Source organism: Staphylococcus simulans (assembly GCF_002994445.1).
Taxonomy (GTDB): Bacteria; Bacillota; Bacilli; order Staphylococcales; family Staphylococcaceae; genus Staphylococcus; species Staphylococcus simulans_B.
Genome location: NZ_MRZJ01000008.1, coordinates 57,333 through 71,472 on the forward strand (window position 1 = coordinate 57,333; position 14,140 = coordinate 71,472).

At 36.4% G+C, this 14,140-nt stretch carries 15 protein-coding genes and 1 pseudogene; 3 read left to right on the top strand and 13 right to left on the bottom strand.

Annotated features, from left to right (window positions below):
- Window positions 1–124: 124 nt before the first annotated feature.
- From rpoE to C7N65_RS10075, 3 genes are all read right to left on the bottom strand, one after another.
- The gene (rpoE, locus tag C7N65_RS10065; protein ID WP_105994350.1) at window positions 125–673 is read right to left on the bottom strand and encodes a DNA-directed RNA polymerase subunit delta; all 549 of its coding nucleotides are present in this window, start codon (window positions 671–673) and stop codon (window positions 125–127) included.
- A gap of 137 nt (window positions 674–810) precedes the next feature.
- Window positions 811–1,671: a GNAT family N-acetyltransferase gene (locus C7N65_RS10070; protein ID WP_105994351.1), complete on the bottom strand. Its 861-nt coding sequence runs from the start codon at window positions 1,669–1,671 to the stop codon at window positions 811–813.
- 57 nt (window positions 1,672–1,728) lie between these two features.
- Window positions 1,729–2,091 (bottom strand): VOC family protein, encoded by a 363-nt coding sequence (locus tag C7N65_RS10075; RefSeq protein ID WP_105994352.1) that lies wholly within the window; start codon window positions 2,089–2,091, stop codon window positions 1,729–1,731.
- Window positions 2,092–2,184: 93 nt separating this feature from the next.
- Between C7N65_RS10075 and coaW the strand changes: the two genes are divergently transcribed.
- Window positions 2,185–2,994, top strand: coding sequence for a type II pantothenate kinase (gene coaW, locus C7N65_RS10080; RefSeq protein WP_105994353.1), 810 nt, complete (start codon window positions 2,185–2,187; stop codon window positions 2,992–2,994).
- A gap of 58 nt (window positions 2,995–3,052) precedes the next feature.
- On the opposite strand, the gene C7N65_RS10085 is transcribed toward coaW, so the two are convergent.
- From C7N65_RS10085 to C7N65_RS12750, 3 genes and pseudogenes are all read right to left on the bottom strand, one after another.
- Window positions 3,053–3,718 (bottom strand): DUF2750 domain-containing protein, encoded by a 666-nt coding sequence (locus C7N65_RS10085; protein ID WP_105994385.1) that lies wholly within the window; start codon window positions 3,716–3,718, stop codon window positions 3,053–3,055.
- Window positions 3,719–3,849: 131 nt separating this feature from the next.
- On the bottom strand, window positions 3,850–5,094 hold the full coding sequence (gene ldmS, locus C7N65_RS12745; protein WP_415918797.1) for an L-aspartate--L-methionine ligase LdmS: 1,245 nt from the start codon (window positions 5,092–5,094) through the stop codon (window positions 3,850–3,852).
- Window positions 5,080–6,237 (bottom strand): annotated as a pseudogene (locus C7N65_RS12750) (M20 family metallopeptidase); the annotation flags it as partial. The gene ldmS and the pseudogene C7N65_RS12750, both read right to left, overlap by 15 nt.
- Window positions 6,238–6,527: 290 nt before the next feature.
- Between C7N65_RS12750 and C7N65_RS10095 the strand changes: the two are divergent.
- Window positions 6,528–6,992, top strand: coding sequence for an S-ribosylhomocysteine lyase (locus tag C7N65_RS10095; RefSeq protein WP_105994355.1), 465 nt, complete (start codon window positions 6,528–6,530; stop codon window positions 6,990–6,992).
- Between the two features lie 112 nt (window positions 6,993–7,104).
- Here C7N65_RS10095 and C7N65_RS10100 read toward each other — a convergent pair whose 3' ends face one another.
- Together C7N65_RS10100 and deoC are read right to left on the bottom strand one after the other, a co-directional pair.
- Window positions 7,105–8,364, bottom strand: coding sequence for an aminoacyltransferase (locus tag C7N65_RS10100; RefSeq protein ID WP_105994356.1), 1,260 nt, complete (start codon window positions 8,362–8,364; stop codon window positions 7,105–7,107).
- Between the two features lie 183 nt (window positions 8,365–8,547).
- Complete coding sequence (deoC, locus tag C7N65_RS10105) at window positions 8,548–9,210, bottom strand: deoxyribose-phosphate aldolase (RefSeq protein ID WP_105994357.1); 663 nt, start codon at window positions 9,208–9,210, stop codon at window positions 8,548–8,550.
- A gap of 252 nt (window positions 9,211–9,462) precedes the next feature.
- On the opposite strand from deoC, the gene deoD reads away from it, so the two are divergent.
- Window positions 9,463–10,170: a purine-nucleoside phosphorylase gene (deoD, locus tag C7N65_RS10110; RefSeq protein ID WP_105994358.1), complete on the top strand. Its 708-nt coding sequence runs from the start codon at window positions 9,463–9,465 to the stop codon at window positions 10,168–10,170.
- A 50-nt stretch (window positions 10,171–10,220) separates the two neighbouring features.
- Here deoD and C7N65_RS10115 read toward each other — a convergent pair whose 3' ends face one another.
- The 5 genes from C7N65_RS10115 to C7N65_RS10135 form a co-directional block, all read right to left on the bottom strand.
- Window positions 10,221–10,907, bottom strand: coding sequence for a D-alanyl-D-alanine carboxypeptidase family protein (locus C7N65_RS10115; protein WP_105994359.1), 687 nt, complete (start codon window positions 10,905–10,907; stop codon window positions 10,221–10,223).
- A gap of 146 nt (window positions 10,908–11,053) precedes the next feature.
- Window positions 11,054–11,500: a Dps family protein gene (locus tag C7N65_RS10120; protein ID WP_105994360.1), complete on the bottom strand. Its 447-nt coding sequence runs from the start codon at window positions 11,498–11,500 to the stop codon at window positions 11,054–11,056.
- Between the two features lie 294 nt (window positions 11,501–11,794).
- Window positions 11,795–12,208, bottom strand: a complete 414-nt coding sequence (locus C7N65_RS10125) for a thiol-disulfide oxidoreductase DCC family protein (RefSeq protein ID WP_105994361.1) — start codon at window positions 12,206–12,208, stop codon at window positions 11,795–11,797.
- A 177-nt stretch (window positions 12,209–12,385) separates the two neighbouring features.
- Window positions 12,386–13,762, bottom strand: coding sequence for an EVE domain-containing protein (locus tag C7N65_RS10130; protein ID WP_105994362.1), 1,377 nt, complete (start codon window positions 13,760–13,762; stop codon window positions 12,386–12,388).
- 140 nt (window positions 13,763–13,902) lie between these two features.
- Window positions 13,903–14,133 (bottom strand): hypothetical protein, encoded by a 231-nt coding sequence (locus C7N65_RS10135; protein WP_105994363.1) that lies wholly within the window; start codon window positions 14,131–14,133, stop codon window positions 13,903–13,905.
- Between the last annotated feature and the right edge of the window lie 7 nt (window positions 14,134–14,140).

Below are 14,140 nucleotides of genomic sequence, written 5' to 3' on the forward strand. Positions count from 1 at the left end.
AAAATAAAAAAACGCTCCCTCTCACATCTCATGTAAAGGGGGAGCGTATCATTTATACACGTTGTCCTAATTAAAGGAGCCCGAATAAAATTCTATCATTTTTCTAGAAAAAGTCAATTATAATTTACTCTTCATCCGGCTCGTCATTGAAGTCTTCCGCATCTTCAAACATTTCTTCTGTTTCTTCTAATTCATCGTCATCTTCATCGATAACGATATCCTCTTCGCCGACTTCATCTTCTTCTTGAGGATCGTCTAAATCTTCTTCGTCGTCTTCAGCGTCCGCTTCAGCTCTTTCTTCATCTTCGGCTTCTTCTTCCTCTTCACCAAGAAGTTTAAGGTTTTTATCCTCTTCATCTTCTTCATCCAAGATGTCGAATTTTTGAATTGTAGGTGCGATTTTTTCTTCAATATCATCTACTGAATACCAGTCGCGCAATCCCCAATTATTTTCTCCGACATTAAGGAAACGACCGTCAGTATTTAAGTCCGTATAGAACTGAACAATACGATTCTCTAAATGTTCATCATCTTCATAATGTCCTAAAGCTTTAAATTCATCGATAATATCGTATAAATTCATTGTAGTCCCTTTTTCTTCTAATAGAGTATGGGCCATATCGATAAATGATTTTTCGTCTACCATTTCTTTTGTGTAATCTTGAATTTTCATATGTTCTATTACTCCCTTTCAAAGGCTTTATCAATTCAATCACAAGTTTAGTTACATCTCATGTTAACAAATGTAAATTATAAATGACAATGTCTTATTTCGCAATGCTAATGATGATTCTTTTTTACCATTCGCTATTAATAAACAATATACTTTTCAAACTTCACATAATCCTCTGTCTGTAAAGTCTCGACAAAGTTGCTGTTCAAACAAAGTTGTTTTAATTCATTATGTTCTCCGAATAAAACGATATCAAGCACATCAATGTCTGGATAATTTTTTCTGATATATGTTGCTAATTGGCGCAATGCACTTTCTGCGATACCTTTATGACGTTGTGCTTTATCGACTTCAATTCCTCTGATATGCATACGGTTTTCTGTCGCTTGCAGTGCAATGAAGCCTGCTTTCTTACCGTCCAGCATTAAATGGACCGTATCAATTTCTTTGTCCGGCTGTTCTTCTGGTGCTTTTAATTTTAAAGAAGATACATATTTAGAATCTAAATCTAAATAATACAAGCGTTCTTCTCCGATCGGCCCTTCTTGTTTAGTAGCAGTATGCATAAAGCCCGCACGTTCATATACATTCCATGCTGCTTTATTCTCAGCATCCACCACTAAATAAAGGTGGTTGAAATCACTATACAGCGATTGAACATAATTCGGCAGATTCATCATGATTTTAGTGCCATAGCCGTTGCCTTGGTACTTTTCATTAATAGACAAAGAACGTACATAAACGACATGTTCAGGTGTATCGTAACCTTCGTGCTGATAATATTGATGCAGTACAAAGAAGCCGACCACTGCCCCTTCTTTATTAATCGCAATATTTGCAATGCGATCTTTATCTTTAAGTGCATCATCTAAGACTTGAATCGGCAGTGATGAATAAATCTGCTGACGTTCTGATAATTCAAAGTTCACAACTTCTTGGTAATATTTTGGTTGGTATGGTGTTACAATAATATCTTCATATTGCTTGCTATGTTTCATAATATCCCCTACATTTCTAATTTACTACAAGTTCAATTAGTGTTTCCCTACTCTCTATTATAAGAAACAATTAGATAACCAATTGACACCGTATTGGTCTCTCACTTGCCCGTGCATCGCATTGAAAAAAGTTTTAGCAATCGGCATATGCGGATCTCCGTTTTCACTCAATGCATCATAAACACGTTGTTGTTCTGACGCCTCTTCGAATGTCAAAATCAGGTTCACATTTTCATTGCTGAAAGGTTTGCCGTAATTGCTTGAAATATGCAGAACCATTTGTTCATTCACATGCACTTCAGCATGAAGTACTATATCTTTTTGCTGATTTAATATTTTTGTTTCTCCGCCGAATACATGTTGATAGAATTCTGCTGCTTGCCCTGCATTTTCGACGATAAGGTATGGACTCAATTTCATTTTATATCGTACACTCCTCATTTTTGCTTTTTTCTTTACATTTTGATTATACTATTAATGATTACGTCTTATACATATATTTGAGGTGAAAACATGAAAATCGGTATTGATGCAGGTGGGACATTAATTAAAATTGTTGAGATTGAAAACGGGCAGCGTAATTTCCGCACTGAACCTTCTGATGATTTATCAAAAGTAATCGACTGGTTGAATCATCAATCTTGTACGAACGTCACATTAACAGGCGGGAAAGCCAAACTCATTCAAAAGCAATTGAATTTCCCTTCAAAAGAATTCGTAGAATTCGATGCGTCCTCTAAAGGATTAGAAGTATTTCTTGAAGAACAAGGCCATTATTTATCTGATTATATCTTCGCAAACGTCGGAACAGGCACTTCCATGCACTATTCAGACGGAAAGTCTCAAAAACGTGTCGGCGGTATCGGTGCTGGCGGCGGTATGATTCAAGGTCTCGGTTATCTCTTATCAGGGATTACAGACTACACTGAATTGACAAATACAGCCCAACAAGGCGATCGCGAATACATCGATTTAAAAGTAAAACACATTTATAAAAACAGCGAACCGCCGATTCCAGGAGATTTAACAGCTGCCAATTTCGGTCATGTCTTGCATAATTTGGATAAAGACTTAACCCCTGCTGACAAACTTGCCTCTGTGATGGGTGTGGTCGGCGAAGTCGTAACAACGATGGCCATTACCCTTGCACGCGAGTCGCATACTGAAAATGTTGTCTATATCGGTTCTTCCTTCAACAATAATCCTCTGTTAAGAAAAGTTGTTGAAGATTATACTGTATTGCGCGGATTCAAACCTTACTATATCGAACATGGTGCTTTCTCAGGCGCATTAGGCAGTGTCTATTTAGGCAATCAAGAGTAATTAAAAATAAGGAGATACGGTTGATAGTTATCTGCTATCACCTTATCCCCTTATTTTTTTAATATGATAATTCGTTTTTAAGTGTTTGTGCTGAAACGATTGAACCTACCACACCAGGTTTTAAGTTGACGCCGACTGCACGGTCTTCATCTCTTAATTGTTCTAACCATTCACTGAATACTTCACCTTCTACTTGTTCAACGTCGCATTCTTCAAAGTCTTCATCGCGGAATTTCAATGCTGAACGGTAATCGCTCCATACCGGCATCAAATTCGGTTTATCTTCACCGTTATCACTGATGATAATGAATTGTTTATTGCCTTTATGTGTTAAACCGAACACCTCATCTGATTGTGCAGTAATTCGTGAAAATTCTACAACACGGATGCGGTCAAGTTCTGTCATCAATTTATCTGTAGCTTCATAAATATCAATAAAATGACCATCCACATCATCTGTAACATTGACTAATACTTTATCGCCTTTATCAAACAAATCATCTAATTCACATGTCACAAAACGATCTAAGTCTCTTGAAATAATTTTATCGTATGCATCTGTACGATTTTCAAAATAAGCTTCTGCTAATTCTTTTCTTGTCCAAAATAAAGCGACCGCATCGTCTCCTACATTTCTGCGAACCATTTTTCTATCTTTAATCGCTATATAATATGTTTCATTAACAAGAAGGTCTTTAAAAAATCTTTCATGTCTATAATCCATAATCAACCTACTTTCTCTTTAGTTGTGCATCAATGCAAATATAAAATAATTAACTTTATCAGTCAATCTAATGTGCTTAAGACAAATCAAAAACAGCGAGCCTCTCTTTTAGACGACTCGCTGTTTATTGATTAAGATTCAATTTCTTTTAAGAATGCTTTTTCGTTTAATTCGATTTCTTCTCTTGAACTGCCGTGCCAAATACAAGCAAAACGTGAATTGACTTTATCTTTGCCGTACCAATCACCATCATAGTATGATAATGGATAAATTTTACCTTGGCGAACATATTTCATAATAGTACGGTAGAATTTCGTATTATCACCTTTTGAGAAGTAGCTGTAGAATTTATGATAATCTCCTGTCAATTCATCATCTAACAGCAGCATGCTAGTAGATCCATTTTGACGGAAGTTCAAATCAATTGCATAAACATCGCCGTATTTATCATAAAGCAAATCAAAACCTGCGACACCATAGAAACCGTGACTGATACCGATTTCCATAATTTCACGGCCTGCTTCAATTACAGCTTGCGGTACTTCTTCTACAGGCACGCTTTGGTTGCCGTTATAGAATCCATACTCATTCGTCAACTGTTCTGTCGTACCAAGATATTTCAATCCAAGCTGATCTGAATAAGCAAATTGCACACAGTAGTTCGCAATAGCTTCGATTTTCTGCTCGATAATAATTGTATCTGTTTCCTCTGTTGCTTTATGAATACGATCGATAGCTTTATTTAAATCCTCTTGATTATAACAAATCATAACACCGTAACCGCCTGCTGTAGGCAAGTCATCGCCTGGTTTCAACACAATCGGCAACGGCCATTGTTTAACCGCTTCTTCAAAATCTTCTATTGCTACAACTTCACGTTTCGGCAAATACTTGCCATTGGTCCACTCTGGAATACGTGCTTTATTATTCAACGCAACAAAAGTATCTTTATCTAATGCATAATCCTCTTTTGGTACAAGTTCTTCACTATGCACATATTGGAAGTAGATTTTCTTGCCTTCTTCTTTAGGTAAAGATTTCAGCAAGTGTTCATAGCTTGCTTGATTATGGAATTTATAAACATTGCTTGGTACTTCTTTGCCGACTTCATTGAATAGCTGCTGCAGTTTATCTGTAACACTTGCTTCATGCACAATGACCGGCATTTTATTCGCAATCAGCAATTCTCGTCCAGTTAAGAAGTTCGATTGATGTTCATCTGGTTCTAACCAAGGGTTAGAGACATATGAAGGTCTTGAAGTATACACAATCGAATCATCATATAAATCACTTAATGTGACTTTCGGCTGTTCAGAGTGCTTTCTGAACTCTTTTAAAGAAGCTTGTTTTACTTTTCTGACATGCTGCTCTTTTATTTCTCTCAGCAATTCGTTGTTTTGAATCAAGTCCAGTCCCATCAGTGCAATAATTTGAGCACCTTTGATTAAAGCACTGTCCCCATGATCGCTTGCGGCAGCCTCTTTGAATTTATACGTATGGCCGACTAAGTTGCTCGGTCCGATTTTAATATGTGCATGCAATGTAGGAACAACATGGCTGACGTTGCCTGTATCTGTTGAACCGTATCCGAAATCATCTTCGCTGACTTCTTCGCCTTCTTTTCTGGCATAATAAGCAAACAACTCATCTAATTTAGGTGTCAAAATGAATTCGTTTACGCCGTTTTGAATCGGTTTGAATTCATAATCACAGCCTGTTTGGATAGCTGCACCTTGTGCAATCTGTCCGACACGATGTGTTAATACATCTAAATCTTTACGTGTTGTTGCTCGCGTATAGAATCGTGCATGTGTGAAATCAGGAATAATATTGGCTGCTTGTCCGCCATCTAAAATCACACCGTGAACACGTTCTGATTTCTTGATTTGCTGACGTAATTGCGCCACACCATTAAAGTAGCTGATCATTGCATCTAAAGCATTGATTGCTTCATTTGCATTTTCAGAAGCATGTGCACTTTTACCGTAAAATTTAATATCTAATACATCCACAGCAAGTGTATGGATTGTTTTATATGTTTCATTGCCCGGGTGCAGCATTAAAGCTACATCCAACTGATCAATCACACCAGCTTTTACATAGCTGGCTTTGGCACTGCCGTTTTCTCCGCCTTCTTCAGCAGGACAGCCTAATACCACAACTTTGCCGCCGACTTCATCGATTACTTGTTTCAATGCGATACCTGCAAGCACGCTCGTTGTACCGATGATATTATGGCCGCATGCATGTCCTAAGCCCGGAAGCGCATCATATTCTGCAAGGAAACCGATGGTTGGGCCAGGTTTATGACTGTTGTATTCTGCAATAAATCCTGTTGGGTGACCAGCAATATCTTGTTCAATCTCAAATCCATATTCTGTTAATTCTTGCATCAAAACCCCAGAAGCAAATACTTCTTGGTTTCCAAGTTCTGGTCTTTCGTGAATTTTGTGACTAATACCAATAAATTCTGACTGTTTATCTTTAATAAATTTTTCAATTTGTGTTTCAAATGACATTTCCATGGCTCCCTTTATTTTCAAAGCTATAAGTTACACAGAGGTTGAAATAACACAATTTGGAACGCTTTTTCACCACGTTCCAAACCTCTTTTATATCTTTATCAGTAAATTCGATTACTAAACATTTTAAAGGTTTTTAAGTGCTTTGTCATCCTTTTTCTCAATTTTCAACAAATTCATTCCGAGTAAACCGATAATATTTTCGCAAAAAGTGGAAACCTACAAATTGTAAAAGCCCTTTCCCCTTGTTACAATAGGGAATGAATAATTCAAGGAGGTTACAAGTTATGCCTAAAATGAACGTTGAAAGTTTCAATTTAGATCATACAAAAGTTGTTGCACCATTCGTACGCTTAGCAGGTACAAAAGAAGGTCAAAGCGGAGATGTTATTAAGAAATACGATATTCGTTTCAAACAACCGAACAAAGAACACATGAAAATGCCTGGAATGCACTCATTAGAGCATTTAATGGCTGAAAATATCAGAAACCACACAGACAAAGTTGTAGACTTAAGTCCAATGGGCTGCCAAACTGGTTTCTACGTTTCATTCATCAACCATGATGATTACGAAGATGTATTAAACATCATCGAAGCAACATTAAAAGATGCTGTTGCAGCAACTGAAGTTCCAGCTGATAACGAAGTACAATGCGGCTGGGCTGCAAGCCACTCTTTAGAAGATGCACAAAAAATCGCAAAAGAAATGTTAGAAAAACGCGACCAATGGGACAAAATCTTCAGCGAATAATCTGCAGATTGTATTTCTCAAAAGACGTTAAACTATAAGAAAACAGCACTGATAGCGCAGTACCGCTCATTATCAGTGCTGTTTTCTTATGTTGAGTCATTATGAACTGTAATTAGTTTTCTTTTTGTTTCAATTTATCAATCAGCAGCGATAATTTATAAACCAACGGTCTGATTGGTTTAATAAAGTCTCCGACATATTCTTCTACATGTGCATTGAAGCCTTCTTTGAATTTTTGTACACCATAATCTTCAGCTTCTTTAGAGAAGTCCCCTGTTACACCATAGAAATTATAACGATCGATGCCTTTTTTCTTCGCAAATTTAATCATATCCCATTGTAAACGGTACGCACCCATAAAGGCATTGTATTCAGGGTTTGAACCGCTGGATAAATAATACACTTCATGTTCGTTGTAAAGGTACAGCGCCGCTGCGAGATTTAAAATATTACCGTCTTTTTCTGCCATAGCTTGCGTTTCATTGATTTTTCGCTCATTACTGTCAAATTGCTGCTGCAGCTGATTGGCTTTACCTTTAGATTTCTTAGAATTCGGATTTTCTTTTAATTTCTCATTGATTTCATCTAGTTGTCCCTGCAGTTCCATCCGCTTGTCTTGCAGTTCTTTCAAATAATTATGTAAATCAATATATGCTAATTTTAAGAAACCGCGATTGCCGTAAGTTTTCTGCATTTGTTTAAAGTAATCTAATCCTCTGAAAGTGAAACCATGTTTTTCTTCAGCCATTTTAAACAATTCAAAGAATAAAGGTGTTTCATCAATCGATAAAGTTCTGACCTGTACACCCATTTCATAGGTTTTTTTAATGTTGCGTCTTGTTTGATAGTCCATTTCATTCAGAAGCTGTGTTTCTGATTTTCCTTTCAAATCCAAAACTGACAACCATCTGATTTGGCTCATTGACGAGTAGCCTATTGAATAGCCCTGATGAACATAACCGAGCTTTTTCAAAGTATCCATCAATGCATGATTATTATAACTTTCAATGATTTCTCCATCTGCTTCTCTGACACTAGCTAATACATAAGGGTCAACTAATACATATAATGCATTCTGCTTTTTCAAATACAATGTCAAAGACGCAAAGAAGTATTCTACTAATTTCAAATCATTGAAATCCATCACTGGTCCGCGGTGTGTATAAAAGTATTTAAAAAACTTCATACTGCGGGCTTCAGTTAACAAACAAGCTGCGATCACTTGATTATTATCATCTTTTACACCTACTAAATGCACATCTTTGTGGAGCTTATTACGGTTGTGGTAATGCCGTGCTGATTGTGTATAGTGTGAAAAATGATTTTTTGTAAAATTTCCAAACTCTTCTTCAGTTAAATTTGTAAAGTGCATGGTGTATCTCCTTTGTTGTTTTGTCGCTTATTTTAACAGTATCATTACTTCAAAATTTACACAACAAAGTAGCGTAATATTGTTTATTATTGTCATACTTTAACCGAATTTAACTATGAAAAAATGCTGTTCTTAATCTTTTCTACAATTAAGAACAGCATCTTTATCAAAATTTATTAAGTTTTAATAATCAGAATCCGACTCTAATCCTTGAATGATTTGAACACCTGCACTCGCACCTACACGTGTAGCCCCTGCATCTAACATAGCTTTAAAGTCTTCTAGGTTTCTTACACCGCCGGATGCTTTCACTTCTAAATCATCTCCGACAACTTCTTTCATTAATTTCACATCTTCGACAGTTGCGCCGCCGCCCGCAAAACCAGTTGAAGTTTTAACAAAATCAGCACCTGCTGCTTTGCTTAATTCTGACGCTTTACGTTTTTCTTTTTCAGTTAACAATACTGTTTCAATAATGACTTTAACAGTATGACCGTCCGCTGCTTTGACAACAGCTTCAATATCTTTTTGTACTTCATCATAGCGGCCGTCTTTTAATGCGCCGATATTAATCACCATATCCAATTCATCTGCGCCGTTTTTCACTGCGTCTTCAACTTCAAATGCTTTTACTTCTGAAGTATTTGCGCCTAATGGAAAACCGATAACTGTACAAACTAAGACATCTGAATCCTTCAATGCTTCTGCCGCATGTTTAACGTATGTCGGGTTAATACAAACTGATTTGAATTTGTATTCTTTAGCCTCATCAATCAACTTGTCAATTTGATCAACTGTCGTATCAGGTTTTAATAAAGTGTGGTCAATGTATTTTGCGTAATCCATTATATATTCATCCTCCAATTATGTTGTTTAAGCTCAAATATAATATTATTGATTCATATGCCATTTTACCAAAATATTTTAACTGACTAAAATATTTGTTGCTTGCTCACTATTTCAATTTCACTCTTTTTGGAAAATCATGCATCTTTTAACACTAAATAAGATGTACAAAACAAGGTTATCCTCGCATATTCAGGCTTTTTCGTGTTACATTTAACTTAAATATCTAAATATTAAAGGAGCAGATAATTTATGACTCAAGGTACACCTCATATTCAACCTAACGGTGCTAAAATCGCAAAGACAGTATTAATGCCAGGAGATCCGCTTCGCGCTAAATACATTGCTGACAATTACTTAGAAGATGTCGTACAATTCAACGAAGTCCGTAATATGTTCGGTTACACTGGAACATATAAAGGCAAAGAAGTTTCAGTAATGGGTTCAGGTATGGGTATTCCAAGTATCGGTATTTATTCATACGAACTTTACAACACATTTGATGTAGACACAATCATCCGTATCGGTTCTTGCGGTGCATTGCAAGAAGATGTTAATTTATACGACATCATTATCGCACAAGGTGCTTCAACAAACTCTAACTATGTAGATCAATACAACATCCCAGGCCACTTTGCACCATTAGCTGACTTTGATTTAATGGTACAAGCTAAAAATGCGGCAGATAAGCTTGGAGCTACAACACATGTAGGCAACATCTTATCTTCAGATACATTCTATAATGCAGATACTACTTTCAACCAACAATGGCAAAGAATGGGTATCTTAGGAATTGAAATGGAATCTGCGGGACTTTACTTAAATGCTACTTACGCAGGTAAAAAAGCATTAGGTATCTTCACTGTCAGCGACCATATTTTACGCGACGAAGCAACAACACCAGAAGAACGTCAAAATTCATTCACACAAATGATGGAAGTCGCATTAGAAATCGCATAATCCAATAAAAGGCGGAGCCGTTCAGCTTCGCCTTTTTATTTTGCCTTTAATTACTTGGTGCTTTGTTTGTCATACCCATAGTCTAAATATTCCTCTAAAGTCAACTGTTTATCATAGATAGCCTTAGCAGTTTTCTTACCTACATATCTGAAATGCCAAGGTTCGTATTGATAACCTGTCATCTGTTCTTTTCCTTTTGGATAACGCAAGATAAAGCCGTATTCATGCGCATGCTTTGCTAACCATTTGCCTTCTGGTGTTTTGCCGAATGCGTCTAAAAAGTCTGTACCTCCTGTTGAAGTTCCTACATCAAATGCTAAACCTGTTTGATGTTCTGAATGTCCTGGTCTTGCACTATATTGATCTGCAGCTGTTTTGCCATCACGCTTCACATAATTATTATAAAGTCCTTCTTGTTCTTGATAGGAACGAAATCCGCTTCTGAACACAACATCCAAACCTTGTTTATTCGCATCTTTCATCATTCGATCAAGCTGCTGCCTTGCAGTTTTGTTTTCACCTGGGTGATAAGATTGCGGTAACCCTGCTTTTTTATTGGCTAGTATTATGCCGTCTACTGTCGTTATACCCTCTTTCTTTTGAATATCGTGTTTTGCTTTTGGTGTGCTTTGCTGATTGACGCTTTTCGATTTTTCTGCAGTCTTGTTGGTATCATTGTTGGCACATGCTGTTAAGAGTATACTCACTGAAACAAGACTGATTATAATTTTTCTCACAACTTGTTCACCTCTTATATCTATTCATTTTCTATTATAAGGGAAAACACTTTGTGTTAAACCGCAAAATAAAAACCAAGTTATGACAATTTTTTCAGCCATAACTTGGTTTTTTATTAATCATTTCTTTCAAAGACAATCTTCTATTATTTGCCTAAGAATGATTGGAACATCCAGTTGTGTTTATCAACTGAAGTTTGTAATGCGATTAACATATCTTGTGATACATCATCTTCTGCATCTCCTGCAACACTGATTGATTTTTCAAGTTGTTCAGAGATATTTGTGAAGTCTTTTGAAATTGAAGCTACCATATCTTCAGCAGTTTTTTCAGTTTCAGCTTCGTCAACAATCGCTGCATCTAAGCTTTTTTTCATTGTCGCAACTGGGCTGCCGCCGATTGCTAGAATACGTTCAGCTAATTCATCAATGTGTTCGCTTGCTTCATTATATAATTCTTCAAATTTAACGTGTAAAGAGAAGAAATGAGGACCTTTCACAAACCAATGGAAGTTGTGGATTTTAGTGTATAACACTGTCCAGTTTGCTACTTGTTCATTGAGTACATCTACTACATCTTGTTTGTTTGCCATAAAAATAATCGCTCCTTTAGTTATCGTTCTCTCTTTGTAATAACTATTATATTATAATCATTATAATCTGTAAAGCCGTTTAGACCTTAATTTAAAATAATTCTAATTTAGAACTCTGAGCTGTCATTTTACTGTCATATTTAGTTTTACCCTTTTCTGTACCTGTTATGCATATAAGTAATGAGTACTGAATTGCTTATGCTGTCACTAAAAAAGAGAATGAAAATACCTAAATATGCATTTCCATTCTCAATTAAACTTTTTATCGTTTTAATACAGAACCGAATTTTAATTTCAGCCGTATTCTTTTTTAATCTTGTCAGGCAAATCTATAAAGAATGAACGCTCATAGTCGCTAGGCTTCTGCCACGTTGCATGCCACATTTTATCTCTGTTATTTGCAAATAAGTTATAACCTAGATTACGCAACGGTTTTGGAACCAATGTCAGTGCCAGACCGAGCCATTTTTCTTCTGTGAGCGACATTAATAATTTCGCAATTGCTGTCGATTTAAAGTAAAGCCGATCGCCTTCTTGCAGCACGACAGTATTTAATTCTAAGACCCCTGGATGCTGACGTTGCAATGCTTCTCCGGAAGGTCCTTTTAATGTCGCAAATTCATAACTTTTCGATAAGCCGTGTCGAATCAGCCATATCGCATAGTTGTAGCAATAAACACAATTGCCGTCATAATAAATTATCGGCATGTCATCAACGCTCCTTTCTTATTATTTTTCTCTATTTGCTTGTAATTATAGTTTACCCGTTGTGCTGAAGATTTAAAGGATACATGCTTAATAATGAGGTTAATCTGTTTAATTCCATAAAAAAGACCTTAGGTTCACATAATTTACCTAAGGTCTGAAATGATTAAATGTTCACGCTTAATCGTGATTGACTTTTACGATACGCGCATATTTTAAGAACTGTTCTGAGTATTTTTGTTTAATGGTTTCTAAGTCATCATAAGTGACACCGATAATATGCCAGTTAGGATTGAAATGATAGAAAGAATCTTTATTTTTAGACCATTTGACCATTGAGCCGTCTCTATTATAACGCGGTAGTGTCACTTCATAGCCTTCCAATACATTTATAAATGCTTGGAAAATATCCGGATCGATACGGTTAAAGTTATCAATGACTAAATAACTGCGATCAGTTCTCGGCATTAATTCCGTAATAAAACCTTCTCTGTAATACAATGCGCCCGCTTCGTTCGGTAAATACTTGCCGTAAAGCATATCTTCAGTGAAATCAGGATGCCCTGTTGTAATCACTGGTTTCGCATTGGTCTTTTGAAGCAGATTTTCAGCGGCTTTCAAACCTTCTGCACGATCTTTATCTTGAATCACAAGCAGAATAAATGGTTTGATTTCTTCATCCAGATGATTCACCACATTATCTTTGCGGATGGCTTCAAATTGCGGTTTCATGCCGTCATTCTTACTCATTTCAATAATCGCATCAAATTGTGCCTGCGACATACTTGCAATGGCTTGTTTTGCATTTTCTTGCAAGTAATATAAGTTTTTAAGTCTCGGATGTTTATTTAATGTTGTTAAATTCACCGGATTGATGTCTTCATCATAACGAACTTCGATGGCAGTACTGTTTGTACGACCAGGAATCGGAGGCAATTCGCGAATATACTGCGTCACTTCGCCTAAACCGATGACTGAATGATCCGCGTTGCGGTTGTAAAAGACAATTTTGTCTCCGATTTCAAGCTGCGTATAATAGTGATAACCATTACGCTTAATACCGTTATAAGTATGTGTAAAGATGGTATATGTTTCTTCAGGTTCAAAGTCCAGCGTTTCTGCCAAGAAGAAATATCTTGGGACTTTCGTTGTGCCTTTGCCTAATTGTTCGATTAAATCAAATTCTTCTTTTGTAATTTGATTGAACAATGTTTCTTTCATATTGTTAATACGAAACTCTAATTGTTCGCTGCGTTTTAAATAATCTGCAGTCAACGGCTTCAATGCTTCAGTTAATCTGAATTGTACACGGATCTTATGTTGCGCACCTGTTTGTACACTAATGATTTCACCGCTGCCGAGCAATCCTGCATCCGTTTGTACTTGATAAAAGATGACCTTATCCCCGGCTTTCGCTTTTTTAAACGCACGAAAACCTTGCGTAGGATTGAATTGTGCCCCTGATTCAAACAAAGTCGTTTGTCCGACTAAGGGTTCATTATGATTCCATCGATTAAAACCGCAGTTCAACCAGAAATAGTTTGTTTCTTCAGTCATTATGATACTGCTCCTTCTTCATTTATAAATTGATTTAAGTGCAATATACCCTTATCGCAGCTGTCCGCTTCAACCCTATATTGCAAATCTTGTTCTAAACATTTATATCAAATGCATCGCTTTGATACAAGTCAGACTTATTATTTCGGCATGAATATGATTGCCATCAGCGGCATAAAATTAATTAAAAAGCCCCCGAATTTCAACATGTTGCTGGTTTGTTTATCTGGTATCGTTACACATACACATAAAATACCTAAAATCGAAAAGCCGGCAGGGATCAATAGATTAGGATACTGCGGAAAGTTCATAAATACGCCTGCACCTGATAAAATACCGCATATCAATGTAATATATAAAAATTTTCGCATGCGATTT